19 protein-coding genes are annotated in these 19243 nt (G+C 63.9%); 5 read left to right on the top strand and 14 right to left on the bottom strand.

From position 1 onward, the window contains the following. The first annotated feature begins 14 nt into the window (after window positions 1–14). The 3 genes from HQL76_05885 to HQL76_05875 all read left to right on the top strand — a co-directional run bounded on the left by HQL76_05885 (window position 15) and on the right by HQL76_05875 (window position 4568). Complete coding sequence (locus HQL76_05885; GenBank protein MBF0108686.1) at window positions 15–1082, top strand: macro domain-containing protein; 1068 nt, start codon at window positions 15–17, stop codon at window positions 1080–1082. Continuing rightward, window positions 1079–4018, top strand: a complete 2940-nt coding sequence (locus tag HQL76_05880; GenBank protein MBF0108685.1) for a type I restriction endonuclease subunit R — start codon at window positions 1079–1081, stop codon at window positions 4016–4018. Before HQL76_05885 ends, HQL76_05880 begins: the two co-directional genes overlap by 4 nt. Window positions 4019–4202: 184 nt before the next feature. Then, window positions 4203–4568, top strand: a complete 366-nt coding sequence (locus HQL76_05875) for a hypothetical protein (protein ID MBF0108684.1) — start codon at window positions 4203–4205, stop codon at window positions 4566–4568. Window positions 4569–4602: 34 nt separating this feature from the next. On the opposite strand, the gene HQL76_05870 is transcribed toward HQL76_05875, so the two are convergent. Next, on the bottom strand, window positions 4603–4824 hold the full coding sequence (locus tag HQL76_05870; protein ID MBF0108683.1) for a hypothetical protein: 222 nt from the start codon (window positions 4822–4824) through the stop codon (window positions 4603–4605). Here HQL76_05870 and HQL76_05865 point away from each other — a divergent pair. Next, a complete protein-coding gene (locus tag HQL76_05865) occupies window positions 4823–5062 on the top strand; it encodes a hypothetical protein (GenBank protein ID MBF0108682.1) in 240 nt (79 codons plus the stop codon). The genes HQL76_05870 and HQL76_05865 overlap by 2 nt on opposite strands. Window positions 5063–5119: 57 nt before the next feature. After that, the gene (locus HQL76_05860) at window positions 5120–6055 is read left to right on the top strand and encodes an HrgA protein (protein ID MBF0108681.1); all 936 of its coding nucleotides are present in this window, start codon (window positions 5120–5122) and stop codon (window positions 6053–6055) included. Between the two features lie 211 nt (window positions 6056–6266). Here the strand turns inward: HQL76_05860 and HQL76_05855 are convergent, their stop codons facing one another. The 13 genes from HQL76_05855 to HQL76_05795 form a co-directional block, all read right to left on the bottom strand. Next, on the bottom strand, window positions 6267–6464 hold the full coding sequence (locus HQL76_05855) for a hypothetical protein (protein ID MBF0108680.1): 198 nt from the start codon (window positions 6462–6464) through the stop codon (window positions 6267–6269). 215 nt (window positions 6465–6679) lie between these two features. Then, a complete protein-coding gene (locus HQL76_05850) occupies window positions 6680–6904 on the bottom strand; it encodes a hypothetical protein (GenBank protein ID MBF0108679.1) in 225 nt (74 codons plus the stop codon). After that, window positions 6885–8261, bottom strand: a complete 1377-nt coding sequence (locus HQL76_05845; protein MBF0108678.1) for a hypothetical protein — start codon at window positions 8259–8261, stop codon at window positions 6885–6887. The genes HQL76_05850 and HQL76_05845 overlap by 20 nt, the downstream gene beginning before the upstream one ends. A gap of 40 nt (window positions 8262–8301) precedes the next feature. Then, on the bottom strand, window positions 8302–9807 hold the full coding sequence (locus HQL76_05840; GenBank protein ID MBF0108677.1) for a hypothetical protein: 1506 nt from the start codon (window positions 9805–9807) through the stop codon (window positions 8302–8304). A 4-nt stretch (window positions 9808–9811) separates the two neighbouring features. Continuing rightward, window positions 9812–10441: a hypothetical protein gene (locus HQL76_05835; protein MBF0108676.1), complete on the bottom strand. Its 630-nt coding sequence runs from the start codon at window positions 10439–10441 to the stop codon at window positions 9812–9814. A gap of 1 nt (window position 10442) precedes the next feature. Further along, window positions 10443–10634: a hypothetical protein gene (locus HQL76_05830; GenBank protein MBF0108675.1), complete on the bottom strand. Its 192-nt coding sequence runs from the start codon at window positions 10632–10634 to the stop codon at window positions 10443–10445. Between the two features lie 4 nt (window positions 10635–10638). After that, window positions 10639–11571, bottom strand: coding sequence for a hypothetical protein (locus HQL76_05825; protein ID MBF0108674.1), 933 nt, complete (start codon window positions 11569–11571; stop codon window positions 10639–10641). A gap of 12 nt (window positions 11572–11583) precedes the next feature. Further along, complete coding sequence (locus HQL76_05820; protein ID MBF0108673.1) at window positions 11584–12519, bottom strand: hypothetical protein; 936 nt, start codon at window positions 12517–12519, stop codon at window positions 11584–11586. A 69-nt stretch (window positions 12520–12588) separates the two neighbouring features. Further along, on the bottom strand, window positions 12589–12912 hold the full coding sequence (locus tag HQL76_05815; protein ID MBF0108672.1) for a hypothetical protein: 324 nt from the start codon (window positions 12910–12912) through the stop codon (window positions 12589–12591). Next, window positions 12899–13900 (bottom strand): hypothetical protein, encoded by a 1002-nt coding sequence (locus HQL76_05810; GenBank protein MBF0108671.1) that lies wholly within the window; start codon window positions 13898–13900, stop codon window positions 12899–12901. The genes HQL76_05815 and HQL76_05810 overlap by 14 nt, the downstream gene beginning before the upstream one ends. After that, complete coding sequence (locus tag HQL76_05805; protein MBF0108670.1) at window positions 13900–14928, bottom strand: hypothetical protein; 1029 nt, start codon at window positions 14926–14928, stop codon at window positions 13900–13902. The genes HQL76_05810 and HQL76_05805 overlap by 1 nt, the downstream gene beginning before the upstream one ends. Window positions 14929–14938: 10 nt before the next feature. Next, a complete protein-coding gene (locus tag HQL76_05800; GenBank protein ID MBF0108669.1) occupies window positions 14939–15304 on the bottom strand; it encodes a hypothetical protein in 366 nt (121 codons plus the stop codon). Then, on the bottom strand, window positions 15301–19243 hold a 3943-nt coding region (locus tag HQL76_05795; protein MBF0108668.1), incomplete at its 5' end, for a phage tail tape measure protein. The genes HQL76_05795 and HQL76_05800, both read right to left, overlap by 4 nt.

Raw genomic sequence — 19243 nt, 5'->3', positions numbered from 1 at the left:
AAAGGAGGAGGAGCATGATTAACATTACAAGGGGGAACTTGCTGGAGTCGCCAGCCGAGGCACTGGTCAACACCGTCAATACCGTCGGCGTGATGGGCAAGGGCATCGCCCTTCAGTTCAAAAATGCTTTTCCAGAAAATTTCAAAGTTTATAAATCAGTCTGTGATCAGAGGGGGTTCACAACTGGCCAGATGTTGGTGGTGGAATGCCGTACTCTTGAAGGTCTAAAGATCATTATCAACTTCCCTACCAAACGCCATTGGAAAGGCCAAAGCCGAATGGAGGATGTCGAGTCCGGTCTGAAGGCTCTTGTGAAGGAGGTCCGCGACCGGGGTATTCGCTCCATTGCCATTCCTCCACTGGGGTGTGGTCTGGGTGGTTTGCCTTGGCAGGAGGTTCGTGCTCGTATTGAGAAGGCATTCAGTGAACTACCGGATGTTGAGGTAACGTTGTACGAGCCCGCTGGGGCTCCCGCCCCCGAAAGGATGGTCAACCGCACCGAAACGCCACGAATGACACAAGGCCGTGCAGCGGTCATCGGTCTGATCAGCCGCTACAAGGTGCCGGGTTATGAATACCTGCTTTCCCTGCTAGAGATTCACAAGCTCGCCTATTTTCTGGTTGAGTCCGGCGAAAACATCCCGAAGCTGGAGTTCGCCAAGGCCAAGTACGGCCCCTATGCTGACAATCTGCGCAAAGCCCTACGGGACATGGAGGGTCACTTCACCGAAGGATTCGGAGACGGCAGCAGCAACAATCCCGAGACGCCCATGAAATTGCTGCCAGGTGCAGTGGAGAAGGCCGAGGCTTTTCTGGATCAACATCCAGATACCAGAGACCGTTTCCTGCGCGTTGCCGATCTGATCGAAGGCTTTGAAACCCCCTTCGGCATGGAGCTTCTCGCCACAGTCCATTGGGTGGTCAACAAGGAGAACGCAAAGACCTCCGAGGAAGTCATCACCAAAATCCATACCTGGAACGATCGCAAACGCCAGTTCAGCGACCGCCAGATCCGCATCGCCCTGGGTGTGCTGGGCCGGAAAGGCTGGTTGCCGATGCCCATCCCGGCAGACCTGGTATGAGCACCGACACCAGCGAAAAAGGGCTGGAAGCCCTCATCGTCCGATCATTGATCGACGAGGCGGGCTATGTGCCCGGTGATTCCAGAGACTACGACCGCGACCATGCCGTCGATCTGGCCAAGCTTCTGGCCTTTCTGCAATCGACCCAGCCCGACGCCTTCGACATGCTGGGGTTGGCCGACGATGGGCCAAAACGGTTCCAGTTCCTGAACCGTCTCCAGGGTGAGATCGCTAAACGCGGGGTCATCGACGTGCTGCGACTGGGCGTCAAGCACGGACCGGCCACGGTGGAGTTGTTCTACGGCACGCCATCTCCGGGTAATGCCAAGGCGGTTGAGTTTTTTGCCGCCAACTTGTTCAGCGTCACCAGACAACTGCGTTTCTCCAAGGATGACACCAAGCTCTCCCTGGACGTGGTTCTGTTCATCAATGGCTTGCCCATAGCCACCTTCGAGTTGAAGAACAGTCTGACCAAGCAGACCGTCGAGGACGCCATCGAGCAGTACAAGCGCGACCGCGACCCCAAGGAGCTGTTGTTCCAGTTCGGACGCTGCGTGGTCCACTTCGCCGTGGACGACCACGAAGTGCGCATGTGTACCCACCTGAAGGGCAAAGCTTCCTGGTTCCTGCCTTTCAACCGGGGGTGGGATGACGGCGCGGGCAACCCCCCAAACCCTAATGGGATCAAAACCGACTACTTGTGGCGTGAGATCCTCGCCAAACCGAACCTCACCGACATCCTGGAGAACTACGCCCAGGTGGTGGAGGAGAAGGACGACCAGGGGCGCAGAAAGCCGCTTAAACAGGTATTTCCCCGGTATCACCAACTGGATGTGGTGCGCAAACTTCTGGAGGATGCCAAGACCTCCGGCGCGGGACGCCGTTATCTGATCCAGCATTCGGCGGGATCGGGCAAAAGCAACTCCATCGCCTGGCTCAGCCACCAGTTGGTTGGCCTTCAAACCGCCAGCAAGCCCACCTTCGATTCGATCATCGTGGTGACCGACCGGCGGGTGCTGGACAAGCAGATCCGTGACACCATCAAGCAGTTCGCTCAGGTCTCTTCAGTGGTAGGCCATGCGGAGCGATCCGGTGACTTGCGGGCGTTCATCAAGGCGGGCAAGCGCATCATCATCACCACGGTGCAGAAGTTCCCCTTCATCCTGGACGAGATCGGCGACGAACATCGCGGGCGGACCTTCGCCATCATCATCGACGAGGCCCACTCCAGCCAGGGCGGTCGCACCTCGGCCAAAATGAACATCGCCCTGGCCGCCAACGGAGCCGAGGAGGAGGAAGAGTCCGTCGAAGACGCCATCAACCGGCTGATGGAAGCCAGGAAAGTGCTGCCCAATGCCAGCTACTTCGCCTTCACCGCTACCCCCAAGAACAAGACCCTGGAGGTTTTCGGCGAACCTGATCCCGAAGGGGACAAGGTCCGCCACCTCCCTTTCCACAGCTACACCATGAAGCAGGCCATCCAGGAGGGGTTCATCCTGGACGTGCTGAGGCGGTACACCCCGGTGGACAGCTACTACCGTCTCATGAAAACGGTGGAGGAGGATCCCCGGTTCGACGCCAAACGGGCGCAGAAGAAGCTGCGCCGCTACGTCGAGTCCCACGAGCACGCCATCCGCCAGAAGGCGGAGATCATGATCGACCATTTCCACGATCAGGTCGTCGCCCAGCGCAAGGTCGGCGGCCATGCCCGGGCCATGGTGGTGACCAGCGGTATTCAGCGCGCCATCCAGTATTTTCATGCATTCAAAGATTACCAGAAGGAGCGCAAGAGCCCGTATCAGGCCATCGTCGCCTTCTCGGGTGAGCATGAATACGGTGGTGACAAGGTGACGGAAGCCACGCTCAACGGTTTTCCCGGCAACGCCATCGAGGAGTCCCTCAAGCGAGATCCCTACCGGTTCTTGATCGTGGCAGACAAGTTCCAGACCGGCTACGACGAACCCTTGCTCCACACCATGTACGTGGACAAGACCCTCTCCGGCATCAAGGCGGTGCAAACCCTGTCGCGGCTAAACCGGGCCCACCCGCAGAAACACGACACCTTCGTACTCGACTTCATGAACGACGCCGATGGCATACGCCAGTCGTTCGAGCCCTACTACCGCACCACGATCCTCAGCGAGGAGACCGACCCGAACAGGCTGCATGACCTGAAATCGAGTCTGGACGGCTATCAGGTCTACGCCTGGGCGCAGGTGGAGGAGTTGGTGACGTTGTATCTTGGCGGGGCGGATCGGGATAGGCTCGATCCGATCCTGGATGCTTGCGTGGCGGTTTACACCGGAGAACTGGATGAAGATGGGCAGGTGGATTTTAAGGGCAAGGCCAAGGCGTTCACCCGCACCTATGGTTTTCTGGCCTCCATCCTCCCATTTTCCAATGCCGACTGGGAAAAGCTCTCCATCTTCCTCAACTTCCTCGTCCCGAAAATCCCCGCGCCGAAGGAAGAGGATCTGTCCAAGGGCATTCTGGAAGCCATCGACATGGACAGCTACCGGGTGGAAGCCCGAGCATCCATGGCCATCGTATTGCCGGATGCGGATGCCGAAATTGGTCCCGTACCCACCGGTGGAGGAGGTGGTAAGCCGGAGCCTGAGTTGGACTTCCTGAGCAATATCCTCAAGACCTTCAACGAGCTATTCGGGAATATCGATTGGAAGGACGCGGACAAGATCGGGAAGGTCATCGCGGAGGAACTCCCGGCTAAGGTCGCCGCCGACAAGGCATACCAGAACGCGATGCGGAATTCGGACAGGCAGAACGCCCGGATCGAGCACGACAAAGCGTTGGAGCGGGCGGTCATCGATCTGCTTTCGGATCACACCGAGCTATTCAAGCAGTTCAGCGATAACCCTTCCTTCAAGAAGTGGCTGTCGGAAACGATTTTTTCGGCAACCTATGCCGAGGCATCCTGATGGCTATGTCAACAGTCATATTGGCAGACGTATTGCCTGGATATATGACGCCCGTCTCCTTGTCTCGTCGAAATCTTTCCCCTCAGGGCGTTGTAGGTATACATGGATGGATTCCATGGAGGTAGATTCATGCGAGAATAACCGAAAGCTTTTCCAACCGCACTGCTGGGGTTAACCAATGGCTATGAGCACGAAAACCGAACAGAGGCTTGCCGCACAGATCGCCAAGATAATGGCCATGCTCTGCGTGCGAAATACCCGTTTGGAGGATCTCCATGCGGGCCGGGCTCCGGTCAGCAAGACGGGGGATTTTTCGGACGTGCTGGTCATTGATGCGGCAGGCAACGAGATCCCCTGGACAGAGGTCTCCCATTTTGACGATGCCGAGATGAAGTCGCTGATGAAGCAGATCGTCAATCGGCTTTACACCTTCCAGCTGAGGGCGGACGATCCTGATTTTCAGCGTTTCTTGGATAGATGGGCTCCCGTTGCCGGAAGGTGGGATGAACCGGAAATCGATGAATTCTACAAGCAGAAGTTCCCGGGTTGATGAAGCGGTCAAGTGGGTTCCTGCATTCGGTGTGTCAGACCTGGAACATAGGCGCGTCCGTGCTCCCCTGGCTTTTGACGGCCCGCCTGTTGCGCACCGTCACCCGGTCGCCCGTCTGGATGCCAGCTTCGTCGGCTACCTCCCCACCCCCTGGGCTGTGGCCACCCGGACCATCCCCCCGTTGAGGGCCACCCACCACCCGCCCGGTCACGGTCTGACGCCTGGCCAGCAGGCGTTGCAGGAGGAGCTGGGACATGGCGCAGAATCTCCAGGGTGGTGGTGAGTCGCGGCCCGGCGGCAGCGTGGGTGACACCGGTCACTTTTTCGACCCACGTCTGTCCCATCAGGGCATCGTGGACCTCGACCATGTGGCCCGGCAGAATGCCGGGGGCTCCAGGCAGGTCAGGGAGACCTCTTGCAGAATTTCGCCGCTGTCGATCTCGGCGCGATCACGGAAGAGCTTGGCCAGGGTGTTGGCCCGGAGGGAATCGTAGAGCGCAGGCGGTATTGAATCGGCAACCATGATTGACCTTTGACCTAAGGATTTCTCCATGCCCCTGAACCTGGCCAACACCGTCATCGCCTTCCTGAAGGATCACCCGGACGAGAAGTTCACCGCCCGGCAGATTGCGGAGTGGGTGTTCCAGACCTTCCCGGAAGAGTGCCAAAACAAGAAGGCCAAAAGCAAAAGCCAGTCCGTCAGAAGTGATGACGATCTGATTCGCCAAATCCAATCGGAAATCGGTCCACGCATGATGGATCCCAAGAAGGCAGCCCAGATCAAGACCACCGAGGGCCGTCCCCGGAAGTACTACTTCACCGGCAAGTCGGATGAGGATGAGGTGGTCCAAGCGGAATCGGAGGCACGGCAATCCAGCGATGCATCGTCTGCTCAACCGGCCAAAACGCAAGAAGCGGACCTCTATCCCGTCATAGCTTCCTGGCTGCGCGCCGAACACGGGCTGTACGCCATGCGCATTGACGAGAAACGCTCCTCCAACCAACGTGGTCCCAACGGCAACAAGTGGCTCTATCCGGATCTGGTGGGTATGGAGGATCTGAGCGCCGAGTGGGATCGGGAGATCAAGGACTGCGTCAAGCAGTATGCGGACAAGAAGACCCGGTTGTGGTCGTTCGAGGTGAAGCTGCTGATCAACCGGTCCAACGTGCGGGAGGCCTATTTCCAGGCGGTTTCCAACTCGTCGTGGGCCAGCTTCGGCTATCTGGTGGCGGGAGAGATTCAGGGGAAAGACACCATGCAGGAACTGCGGATGCTGTTCGCCCTGCATGGCATAGGGGTGATCCAATTGGAGCCGGATGAGATTTCGGAAAGCCAGATCATCATCCCGGCGCGGGAGCGGCCTGAGATCGACTGGAACACTTGCAACCGGCTGGCGACCGAGAACAGCGACTTCATGGAGTTCATCCGCCGAGTTCGTCAATTCTATCAAACCGGAGATCCACGGGCATCGGATTGGGAAAAATAGCGAATGGTCATGCGCGAGAAAGACGATTGGATGGTTGCAGCCAAAATCGCCAAGACCATGAGCACCGTAGTCAACTTGACCATGCCCCAGGGAAGACCGGTGGATCGTCTTGCAGGATTTTCCCAGAGGTGAGCTTTCGCAGACGTCGGAACATGTTTTTTCATTTTTCGACACCTATTCGTCAAGATTGCGCCTTATGGAAAATCCAGTTTTAAAGCCAGTTGTCACCGATGTGGGGAAGCAGATCCCCGTTGTTCCCAGTGAAGTATTCGATTCCCTCGAAAACCTCCGGCTGATCGGTGATTACGCCGCCGGTGACGCGGAGGGCCACTCCGTATTGACGGGTAAGTTTGGACAGCCCCTTGGCGAAGGCTTCGAGGTTAGGCCTTTTGGTGGGAATCTCGTTCATTTTCAATCTCCTGGATAAGGTTCCTGGTTGAGTTCATAGAGCCATGCCATTGGCCTGCCAATCCAGGAGAAAGTGATTCAATTTCAATAAATAAGAGATACTTCTCTATGGATCGAGAGGAAGGCAGGGAACGGCGGCAGTCCCGCCCAGGCCTGCTGATCGAGTAAGTGCGTGCCAGATTCCTTGGAAGCGGGTCGAGTCCGGCGCGTGGTTCGTCATACGAAATACACCGGCGCGTTCGTCATTCTCTGGCTTTTGATGGCCCGCCCGTCGCGCACTATCACCCGGTCGCCTGTCGCCAGCCCAGTTTCAGCGGTCACTTCCACCACACCCTGGGCCGTGGCTACTCGAACCATCCCGGCGGTGACGGCCACCACGCGCCCGGTCGTGGTCTGACGCCCGGTCAGCAAGCGTTGCAGGTCAATCAGCGGTTGGGACATGGCGCAGGATCTCCAGGGTGGTGGTGAGTCTCGGCCCAGCGGCGGCGTGGGTGACGCTGGTCACCTTGCCGCGCCAAGTCTGGCCCATCAGGGCGTCGTGGACCTCAACCAGTTGGCCCGGCAGGAGGCCCGGACGGTGGAGGCAGGTCAGTGAGACCTCCTGCAGGATCTCGCCGCTGTCGATCTCGGCGCGTCCACGGGAGAGTTTGGCCAGGGTGTCGGCCAGGAGCGGATCGGAGACATCCGCGCCGGGGTGATCGCCCGCGCCGCGCTGGCAGATGATTTCGCCGTCCATGGGCATTGCGCCGCTCTGCGCCGTGGCGCGGACCTGCACCGGGAAGGCGTCCAGCCCGGCCACAGTCTCCGGCGCGGTCAAGCCCCAGGAGCGGGCGACAGCGGTATAGCCGATGCGGGCGATGGCCACGCCGGACCGCTCGGCGGACAGGGTGCGGCGATCAGCCTCCAGAGTGAGCGTCCCAAGGTCGTTGCCCAGCCAGCTCATCGAATTGATGGAGACGGCGGGCTGGTCCAGGGTTGCGGTGGCGACGCCATCGAAGACGATGTCCTGCGTCAGGCGCAGGGCCTGCTCCGGTCCCGGCAGCAACAACCCGGCAGATGCGGCCAGCTCCACCCCGGTCACCTCCAGCCCGGTGTGGACCAGCAGATGAGCGGTTTCGCCCGCGAAGAAACCGTTCCGGCCTTCGTTCAGCCCGTCCGGGCGATTGTCCACCTCGGCGGCAAGATGGCCGGATTGCGGCAGATAGCCCCGCACCAGCACGCGGTTGACCCGGTGGCGCAGCATGTGGGACTCGCGGCACGACAGGTTGTCGGCGGCATCGGTAAGGATGTGATCCGGGGTGGCCGTGGTCCAGTCTGGGACTGCCACCGGGAAACGATGCCTGACCCGCAACCAGCCATCCGGCAAGGTCTCCACCACACCCCCGGCGGCCTCGGCGATGGTCCTGACCACGTCGGCAGGGGTGGCGTTGTGGACCGCCAGCCTGCCGCCGGGGATCAGCCAATCCACCAGTTCCCAAAGGATGGTTTCGCCTGTGGCCTCCTCGGCGGCGGCGCTGGCCTGGACCGGATCACTCCAGGTCCGCTCCATGGGCGCGGCCCGTGGCGAGGTCCAGCGCACCGTCGGGCTGATCACCGAGACGCTGAAGCGGGGCAGGCCGACGCCGTTGCGCTCCAGGGTCTTGTTGTCCACCACCAGGTTGAAGACCTCGCCGCCCAGTTCGAGGATGATGGGATCGTCCACCTTCACTCGCTGGAAGCTGGCGGGATCGTCCAACTCCAGGGTTCCGCTCCAGGCGAAATCGCCCTCGGCGAGGGAGAGAGATGCGGAGAGGATCATGGGACAGGGGAGAGGTCAGAGGTGAGAGGAAAGAGGGAAATCACAACAAAGCTCCTTGATGAATGGCTCGGACTCCGCTTCCGGCCCGCAGTGGCGGGCGTTCGCTGGCCAGATCCCAGGAGCCGATGAGGGCGCGGTTTACGGGGGTGCGGGCCAGCAGGGCGTAGGGAAATTCCGTTTGATCGGCCACGGGGGTGGTGAAGCCCCAGCCCAGTTCCAACTGCCGACCGGTCAGTCCCCGCAGGGACCAGGAGGCCTCCAGCCGGGTGGTGACGGTGAAGTGGATGGGCAGGCTCCAAGCAGCCAGCACCGGCCCGTTGCCGAAGGGCAACTCCAGGTGACTGATGGCGATGCTGGAGCCGTAGGCCTCGTCCGATCCAGCCGAGATCCGGAGCGCCGGTTCCCAGGGGTATTCCATTTGGGCCAGGGCCAGCAGATCGCCGTAGGGATGCGCCATTCCAGCCCGCGCCTGGGCGTTGTCCCAGGGCAATCCGGCCTGGGTTTCTGCCCGCAGTGCGTAGGAAAACTCCAGCACCCGGTTGACCCAGGGGTGGTCCCACGGGATTTCCCAGGCGATTTCGACCCGCCTGGACACCGTTCCCGCAACAGGCGCGCTTGCCAGCGCCGTCCCGGTGGAGGCGCGCAGGATCCAGGCGTCGGCAGATTCGTCTTCCCAGGGGAAGACCTGGGCCGTCCTCACCGCCGCCGCATCGTCCCAGGGCCAGGAACATTCCGCCCCCACCCATGCCGCATCGCCCCACGACAGGGCCATTCCGGCATGGGTCCAGGTTCCGTCCAGATAGAAGGCCAGATCGCCGTAGGCCACCTCCGAGACGGCCTCGATCCGCCTGCCGGAATAGGGAAAGGCTGTGGCCAGGGCGATTTCGATGGACCAGCGCAGCTCGGATGCGACATCCGTCGTCAGCCGCCAGGGCAATTCGACTTGGCGTCCGGCATGGATCTGGCTGTAGGGGAACCTCCAGGCTCGTTCGACCAGCCACTCGACACCCCAGTTCAGGGCGCAACGGGCCTCGATACGTCCCGCCGTCGTTCCGGCCACCGGCGCGCCGGAAAGAGCGGCCAGGCCGGAGGCAATGGGCCGGGAATCATCCTCCCTGTCCCCGAAGGGGGTCTCCAGCGACCGGGCCACCCCCGCTGCATCGTCATAGGGAAAGCCCCAGGCTGCCGCCACGCCGGAAGCATTCTCCCAGGGGAGCGTCAGCCCGGCCTGGACCCAACTCCCGTCCAGCCAGAAAGGCAACTGGCTATAGGGCAAGGCGACCCCGGCGACCACCCGCTCCACGGAATAGGGGCAGGCCAGCCCGATGGCAATCTCCAGATCCCAGCCGCAAGCGACCGCCTGCTCCACCGCCAGACGCCAGGGCAGCACCGTCTGGCTGGCAAGCAGCGGCGAGTCGTAGGGCAGCCGCCATCCCTGTTCGACGACGCCGGTTCCGCCCCAGGGCAGGGCGCAGCGGCGTTCGATGCGAGAGGCTCCCGTTCCGGCGATGGGAGCGGCGGCGAGGGCGCGGTCGGCGATGGTCACGGGATCAGGGGATTAGCCGCACGGTGAGGTCGGACCCCGGAGGGCTGACGCCGGTCTGGGTGAGGTCCAGGGTAAGCCAGTCGTCGGGGGTCAGGGAGAGGGAAATCGCCTCGCGGGTCATACGCTGGCTCCCGGCGGCGATGCTGCCGGAGGTCACGGCGACGCCGTTCTTGCGCAGGGTGAACTGGGCGGCGATGCCGCCGGGGGCCTGTCCGACCCAGGCTTCCCAGGTCGTAAAAGTCACCGCCATGGGCGGATACCAGCGGGCCACCCCGGGCTGCACCCGCAGCATGCCGGGGGTGGTGACGGTGACGCCGCTGCGCACGCCGCGCTGGATCACTTCCGCCGGGGCGACGCAGAACAGGGCGACCACGCTCCCGGCTGGCCAGTCCACCGCCGCCCCGCCGTTGGACGAGGAGAGGATGCGCTCGCGGGAGAGGGTTCCCCCGGCGGCGTCCACGAGGCCCTCGCCGACCTCCCACAGGCTGCCCCGCTCGGCGCACCAGGTACAGCGCCGGTCGCCGCCGAGGGCTTCGATGAACCCCTGATGGCCGGGCACCGCCCCGTTCAGGATGTAGGCTCCCGCCCCGGAGATGGCGGCGGACTCCTTGACGCGATCCGCGAAGGTGAGCATGTCAGCTGCTCCAGTATTGGGAGGGGGTGGAGGAAACCCCGGCGTTGGCCGCGACACCCTGCCGGGTGGCGGTCTGGACGCCGGTGGTCACTGGAGAGGGATTGGGCGAGGATTTGCCGAAACGGGGCGCGGCGGTATTGTATCCTCCGCAGCCGACGGGGGGCGTCCAGGGGACGGGAAAGGCGTTGGCCATGGTCTCACCCCTTCCTCACCGCGAACATCTTCCCCGAGGTCTGGGCCTGGAGGCAGAGGTAGTTGACCCCGCTCTTCTGGATCACGTCCAGGTTGGCGGCCACGCCCTGGGGCAGCACCCAGAGGTCGCACAGGCTGGTGATCTCGCCGTAGTGCATGGGCATGTTGCCGCTGTCCACCAGCAGGATGGGGGAAAAGGGGATGAAGGAGCCTCCGGCGTCGTCGGGCACCTTCTGGTCCACCCCGCTGAGGTTGGTCATGAACCAGCTCAAGCTGCCGAAAGGAATGACGTTGGCATTGAGGCCCGCCGACGCGCCGGTGAGAATCGCCCCGGTGCGGGAGGGTTTGCGGGGCGAGGTGGCGCTGGTGTCGTTGTAGGCCCAATAGCCCAGGTTGGCGAAGATGAAGGGGGGCCATCCGGCGGCCACCGTGTCCCAGGGACAGACGCGGGTGCGCTCGAAGCAACCGGAGGGACCGTTGTAGCTGCTGCTGCCCCAGGTGCCGCCGTAGAAACTGGCGATCATCAAGAAACGGGCGCTGGCGCAGAGGTGCAGCACCCCGCCGTTGGTCAGGTCCAGACGCTGGCTGAAGGGGGTCTGGTCGGAGTTGGCGCAGAGATTGGTCCCGGTGTGGGTGGTGTTGTTCCAGGTCTCGTAGACCTTGGTGAGGACGTAGCCGGAAGTGTTGAAATCCAGCACCACGAACTTGAAGGCGTTGGGATTGTCCGCCAACGGGGCCTTGAGGGCGCGGGCGTTGGTCCCGGCGGTGGCATCGTGCAGCAGCCACCCGGCGGCCACGTCGGCGACGAGGGCGGACTGGCCCTTGTTGCAACGGGTTGAGAGGTTGTTGAGGTCGCTCTCGCCGGTGAGCAGGGCGGTCACGTCGGAGAGGACGTTGGCCACGGTGGAACCGGCATTGTAGACGTATTTGGCGTACATGGGGCCTCCGGATCAGAGTTGGAACGGGCGGTGGTACGGGGTCCACTCCGGGCAGAGTTCGGCCAGGTTGACCGGGGTGGTGCGAATCCAGGTGCGGAAGCGTTTGTCCCGCAGGGCGTAGGTGAGGTGGCCGCGAAACAGGGTGGCCTTGAGGGTGTGGACCACCCCCGGCTCCGGATCGGGCGGAAACCAGCGGCCCACTTTGGTCCAATGGATCAGATCGCGGCTGCGGTAGACCATCTGGTGGAAGCGGTGCAACCAGGGGACGATGGAGACGAAGCAGGCATAATCCGACGGTCCCACCTGGTAGATGTTGGGCTTGTACAGCCCCCGGTCGGACTCGCCGGGGACCGGTTCCAGGCCGTCCGGCCACCGCCATTCGCCGAAATGGAGGCCGTCCTCCGACTCGGCGAAGAAGACGGTGTAGTTCTCGCTGAAGCGGGGGTGGCCCTGATCCCCGGCGGCGGCCACGGTGAAATAGCCGACGGTGCGCCCCTCGCCGGTCTTGACCACCGAAACGCCCTCCACTTCGGGGAAGATCTCGTTGCCCGCCAGCACCTCGGCCTCATGCTCCCACCGGATCAGATCCACCGAGCGGAAGGCCTGGATGGTGCTGCGGTAGCTGGCGGGATCGCTGGCGTTCTCCATTACCGTGATGTAGAGCCGCCAGAAACCGTTCTCCCGCACCACCCAGGGGTTGTGGACGCAGTCGTGGAACTTCAGCACCGGGAAGGGTTTCTCGTCCTTGCCCGGCATGAGGAAGAGGTCGTAGTTGCGCTCGTGATCGTTGCCGTCCAGGGAGGCGATGAAGAGCATCCTGGCCACCCCCTCATGCTCCAGCAGGAAGGGGGTGTTGACGGCGAAAGCCCCGATCTCTTCCGGATCGAGACAGAAAGGCAGGTGAGAGGTCAGAGGTGAGAGGTTAGAGGGAGAACCATTCAAAATCATGTCGATTCCTCCTGTTTAGGGTTTTGCCGTTGACGCTTTTCCTCTTTCCTCTCACCTCGCCCCTCTCACCTACACGAGGGTGGCGCGGGCGGCTTCGCCGTCGATGAAGTTGGAGCCGCCCAGATAGATCCGCCCCGCCGTGTCGGGGGACGGGGAAAACTGCATGGCGGGGTCTTCCACCGGCACGGTGACGCTCCTCCCGGAGGCGAGGCCGACCACCCGCACCCGCCGCGAGCGCCACGCCATGGGGATGTTGCCGCTGTTGGCGACGAAGAAGGGATAGCGGGCGCGGTAGGTCTTGTGCTGCCACTCCTCCACCTCGACCACGCCGGAGAGCGCGCCGAAATCGAATCCCTCCAGGGTGTCGAAGGGGCCGAGGTCAATCGGCGGCATTGAGCAGCCTCAGCTTGAAGATGCGGCCCGTGACCGTGTCCTGGGCCTCCAGGTAGACGGTCTGGCGGACCTCGACGAACTGGCTGTTGTCCTGGGGGTTGTAGACCCGGCGGGTGACGGTCTGGCGGGTGCCGGGGATCTCTGCGAAGGCGTATTCCTCCTGGTCCCGCTCTTCCTCCTCCCCGTCGTCCGGGCCGAAGCGGAAGGTGATGATGGGCGCGCCTATCGGCCAGAAAACCCGCTCGAAGGAGCCGGTGGCCGCCTTGCTCCCCGACAGGGCGATGATCCTCACCGGCGGGATTTCGGTGGAGGTGATGTTGCCGGAGGACCACGCCCGTTGCATCTCGGCAAACTGATCCGGAGACGCCACCCCCTGGCCGTTGTCGTAGACCACGTCGAACAGGGAAAACCCGGCGGCGTAGCGCACCACCAGCGCCCCAAAGGCCTCCCCCCGGGTGAAAAATTCGCCCCGCTGGGGATCGTAGCGCGGCCCTTCCACCACCGCGCCGGTGCGGTCCCGAAACACCGTCTGCTGGAGGATCTCCACCTCCGGCTGGTCGTAGAACCAGCGCAGGCGCTTGCGCACCTCGCCGGACCAGGTCAGGGGCTCCACCACCGGCTCGCTGCGACGTCCCAGGGAGACGGCGGTGTTGACCGGGATCTCCCTCGGAAATTCGGCGATTCCCATCCGCTCCATCACCCGGACGGTGGCGGGGCCGTTGTCCACGAACAGGGTCACCCCCTGAGCCGCCGTTTCCGAACAGTAGAGCTTGACCCGCTTCCTGCCGGGGACGGTCACCTGGAGGGGCGTGATCTGGCTCATGCGGAAGATGACGCCCCACGATCCTACCGTGACCGTCAGGTGGGAGAAGGCCACCTGCACCGGCGCGGAGCCCCCCTGGTCGTTGTCGCCGGTGACCAGCTCGAAGGGCGACTCGGCCTCGCGGGAGGCGAAGTTGACCTGGAGACTGGTAGCGAGTTCGCTCATCACTCGGACTCGCCGGAGACGGCGATCACCACCCGGTCTCCGGAGAGGGAGCCAGTGTTGGGCGGGATGATGCGCTTCTGCCACACCGCCACCGCCGCCGGGTGGGTCTTGAAGGAGAGAACCTCGCCGGAGGCCCAGGTTCCGCCCCAGCCGGAGAAGGGCAGCGTAAAGTACGGACGTCCGAAGGTGGCATTATTGGGGGAAAAGTCGCTGCTGGTGGTCCCGCCGCCCACCGAGCCGACGGTGTCGCCGACGCAGGTGAAGGTTCCCGCCCCGGTGAAGGTGACGGTCCAGGTCTGCTCGATGCCGCCGAGGGCGTCGGGAATCAGGATGGAGGGGGGATTGCCGGAGCCGCTCCAGCCGTTGTAGCTGCCGTTGGCCGAGGAGATCCCCCAGGTGTCGGCGCTGGCGCGGACGGTTCCGGCCTCGATCACCGAGGCGACCCTCGTGCTGGCGGCGAGGTAGGCGTTGGCCAGGGACTGGCCGGAGGCGAAGGTCAGGGTGGCCTTGTTGCCGTTCCACACCACCGCCCCGGCGGGGGACAGCCGCACGAATTCCGCCGCCCCGGCGGGGTCGTCCACCGTGGTCTTGTCGGAGATGCGAATCAGGTCGCCGTTGCGGAAGACGGCATCCGACGCCGCCTCCACGTTGACGCTGACGGAGGTGGCGCCCAGGGCGGCATTGGCGTCCAGCCAGCCGCCGCCGTAGACCCGCTCGCTGCCGGTGAGGTCGTTCTGGGTGTCGGTCTGGGTCGCCGGGAAGATCACCACCCGGTCGCCGCCGGGAGTGGGCGTCTCCACGAACAGCAGGGTGTCGATGAGGGCCAACCGGTCCGGGTGGGCCACCTTGAGGAACGACTTGCGGTACTTGGTGGACCCCGCCGTGCGTTCGCTCTGGGGCACGTCGGGCCAGAGGTTGTTCTTCACGCCGGAGGCGATCTCCACGGTGGAGAGTCGCCCGCCGTTGGCGGCGGTGTCGGAGACGGTCTGGGAACGGTAGAACTTGAGGTGCGTGGCGTCGATGGGCATGGGGCCTCCTCTATACGGTCATGAGCCGGACGGTGCCGGTGAACAGGTCGTGATGCGGCCAGATGGGTTTGAAGCTGACCGCCGGGGGATCGTGATGGCGGAACAGGACGGTGTGGGTCTCGCCGTCCCACTCCAGTTGGAAGACGGCTCCGGCCTGGGCGGCCATGGCGCGGAGTCCGTCCACGGTCTCCTGGGAGAGCCAGGTCACCCCATCCTCGGCCTCCAGGGTGATCGGCTGGCCGCCGGACAGGGTCTGGGACCAGGTCACCACGGTTCCGCCCAGGGTGCGGGCGGTCTCCTGGGCCACGGGAGACCATTCCCAGCGGTCGGACCATTGCACGGAGTCGGGGAGGATCAAATCACCGAGGCGCTTCATGCCATCCCCCGTTCCAGCTCCCGCAGCGCATCCACGAACTGCCGGATCTGCTGACGGGGACCGGGGATGGAGGCCACCGGTCTGCCGCCCGCGAAGAGATCCAGCCGCACCACCCCCTCCACCGGCGGCACGGCTCCCCCGGTGGCGAAGGCGGGCATGGACGGCATGACGGGGATCACCAGGTTGCGGACCAGGCCCCCCGCAGCAAAGCGGGGCACTTCCGGGAGCCGCAGACGCATGCGGTTGAGGGATTCCAGCAGCCCCAGCCCATAGCGTCGGACCGCCTCCTTGCGGATGACGAACTCTCCCGCTTCCAACAAGGCATGGATGCGGTCGCCCCCGCCGAAGCCGGGCAGGCGGCCCCCTCGTGCCAGCCCCACCGGTCCCCCCACGGCATGGGCTTCCTGGGTCACCTGCTGGACATAGTAGGTGATGACCCGACCATCCAGGGCGTTGGCGCGGGCGGTGACGTCGTCCAGGGCGGACACCGCCTGGGCGGTGTCGGCGTTGACCGTGACCGTATTCCCGGTCTGGAGGGTGGTCTGGAATTCCTGGAACCGGGCGATCAGACCGTCGATGGCTCCGGTGGCCGAGGTGGTGTCGAACTTGGCTTTGATCTCCGGGTCGAAGGTGGCGAATTCGCTCTTGAAGCGGGCGAAGACACGGGAGAGTTCGTCCAGTCCCGCCTTGACCGGGCCGGTCAGCCCCTGGGCCACCTTTTCGGGGACGCCTTCCAGGAAGCGGGCTTCGTCCTGGAGTTCCGCCTTGATCCGAACTACCCGCTCCTTTTTCTCCAACAGGTCGTCGATCTGGCGGGCGGCTTCCTCTACCTTGGCGGTGTCGGCGGCGAGGATGATGCGGTGATCCCTGGCAATGGCCTGATCAATGGCGGCCAGCCCCTGGCGCACCTTTTCCAGCTCCCCGGTCAGCTTCTCGTACTCGGTGCGCAGGAAGGCCGCCGCCTGCTGGTGGCTTCGGCCCTGCTCCTGGAAAGCCTTGTCGGCGATGGACGCCGCCTGCCGGATCTGCTCCGAGGAGCGGGCCACGGCGTCCTGTTCGGAGACCACGGTGCGGTTGCCGACCTTGACCGCCTCGGCGGTCTGTTCGGCCAGCTCCATCATGCGCTCGGCGTGGCGGCGGGCGGCCTCGTAGTTGCCGTTGCGCAGGGCCTCTTCCGCCCGCGCCTGCTCCTGGGCGATGCGCGTTTGGCGCGATTCGTAGACCTGGGCGGGGTCCATCCCCTTTTCGGCCAAGCGGGCGAGGCGGTCCTCCACCGACAGCAGGAAGCTGGCCCGCTGTTCGGCGAGCTGCCGGGCAGCCTCCAGGTGGCGGCGCTCCTCGGCAATCAAGCGGTCGATGCTCTGCCGGTAGGCGGTTTCGGTCTGCTCAAGAACGCGCCGTTGGGACTGGAGACGCTCTTCGTCCACCCGGGCGGCGTCCTGCCCCAGGCGCTTGGCGTTGTCCAGCTTGGTCTGGTATTCCCGCCGCACCAGATTCAGGGACTCACCCAGGTGACGGCGAGCCTCGACCAGCTTGGCCTCGGTCTCCTGGATGGCCAGGGCGGTGACCGCCTGCACCTTGCGGCGCTCGGAGATCAGCCCGGCATCGGACAGGGCCTCCAGTCTGCGGCGGCGACGGTCGAACTCCTCGCCCAGGCGTTCGTCGGTGGTCCTGGAAGCTGCGGCGGCGGCCTCGCCCAGGGCCTTCCAGGATTTGGATTCGTCGCCCACCGCCTGTTTGAGCTTCTCCCGGTGTTGCCCCAGGGCCTCGTTGTATTTTCCGAGCTGCTGGTCGGCAACACCGATGGCGTCCACGATGGCCTTCTTGGCCGCTGCCGCCGGGCCGGTCAGGGCGATGGAGAACTGTTTGTACTGGTCGTTGAGGCTGGCGGTTTTCGCGGCAGCGGCTTCCGCCTCCTTGGCCATGGCGCGGTAAAGTGCGATGACCTGATCCTTGACCGTCGGATCGGCGTGGATGCCGTCCATGGCCCGGCCCAGGTCATCGACGGACAGCCCGGCCTTGCGCGCTTCCTCCAGCAGGGACTTCATCCCGCCTTCGGTGTCGCCGAGTTGTCGGCGCAGTTCCGCGCCCTTGGCGATGTTGTCGTCGTAGCTGCCAGTCAACTTGTTCAACCAGAGCCAGAATTTCTGGCTGGTGGTCTGGGCCTGTTCGGTGCCGATGCCGTACCAATTGCGCAGACCGTCGGTGTAGGAGACCATCTCCTTTTTGGCTTCTCCAAAGGCGCGGGTCTGGGCGTCCAGTTGCAGAGCCAGGGTCTGGCGATCTTCCTTTTTGAGAAGATCAAGGTAGGCCTTGAGCTTTCCGGCGTTGTCGCTGGCGGCATGTCCGACGCGGGCCAGCACCCGGCCTTGCTCGTCCAGGGAGAGGTTGGCTTCGGGCAGGATCGCGGCCAGTTTCTCTTCGGCCTCGGTGTGCTCCTTGGTGCCGGGTTTGGTGCTCTCCAAGGTCTTCTTGAGAGCCTCCAGAGCCTTGATCTTTTCCGCCGTCGCTTCCCGGCTCTTGCCCAGGGCGGCGGCGTTTTCCAACAGCGGCGGCACGCTGGAAGCCGTCGCCTTGGAGAAGGCGTAGGCCGCCACTCCGGCGGCGGTCAGCAACGCGCCAAGGGGGGTGAACATCAGACCGCGCACCGCCGTCCCCAACGTGGCAAGGGGAGCGAGCATGGCGATCACCCCGGCGCGCAAGGCGCTCCACACCAGCCGCAAAGCACCGAAACCCGCAAAGGCGGTCAGGGCCGTGACGGCAGCGGCGGACAGGTTGGGGAACTGCTCGATGAGCGCGGCCAGACCGTGCATCAGGGCGGCGACCGCCTTGGCCACGGCGACGAGGGCGGGCAGGAAGGCGTTGCCCAGGTTGATGGCGGCCTCGGAGATGGCGTTCTTGGCCAACTGCAACTGGGCTTCCGTGGTGCGAATCCGTTCGCCGAACTCCTTCTGCATCGACCCGGCATAGTTGGACTCCTTGCCCACCAGCCCCAGAATCTCCCGGTACTTGTCCAGGTTGTTGACCACCTGGACGATCTCGTCGGAATAGAGATCCCCGAACAGGCCGACCAGGGTCTCCATTTTGGTCTGTTTGTCCAACCCCGAAAGCAGTTGCAGCAGCTCCAGGATGGCCTGTTGCGGGCCGCGATGGATCTTGCTGGCCAACTGCTCGGAGGTGAGGCCCACCCGCAGCAGGGCGGCCTTGAACTTGTCGGTCTGCTGCGGGGCATTCATCAATTCGCGGGTCAACGCATTGATGGCGGTGGCGGATCGCTCCGGCCCCAGGCCCATGGAGAGGAACGTCGCCGCCAGGGCCGCCGTCTCGGTGTTGGCCAGGCCGAAGACCCGCGCCATGCCGCCGGTGCGGTTCATCACTTCGACGATGTCGCGTTCGACGGCATTGGTGTTGTTGCCCAGGTGGTTGATGGCGTCGGCCAGCAAGCGCGTTTGCGGCACGGTCAACGCAAAGACGTTCATGAGCCGCCCCACGGCGGTTCCGGCCTCATCTGGGCTGATCTTGAAGGCCGTGCTCATCTTGGCGACGACCTCGGTGAAACCCCGAATATCCTTGGCGGCGATGCCCATCTGGCCGCCCGCCTCGGCGATGCGCGCCAGCCCTTCCAGGGAGACGGGAATCTCCCGCGACATCCCCTTGATATCGGCGGTCAGCTCGGCGAAAGCCTGGGGGGTGGGAAAATCCACCACCTTGCGCACATCGGCCATGGCCGATTCGAAGCGGATCGCCTCCCGCGCCGCCAGCCCGATGCCCGCTCCGGCCACCGCCAGCTTGGCCAATTGCTCCCTGACCAGGGACAGCCGCGTCGCCCAGCCCTCGGTGCCGTTCTGAAGCTCCACGATCCGGGTGGCGGAGGCCTGATCAAAATCATACTCCTGGTCGTAGGGCTCCTGGTGGGCGCGGGTGGAGGATTCTTCATCG

The organism is Magnetococcales bacterium (assembly GCA_015228815.1).
Lineage (GTDB): Bacteria > Pseudomonadota > Magnetococcia > Magnetococcales > UBA8363 > UBA8363.
This window is presented reverse-complemented; position numbering and strand designations above follow the sequence as displayed.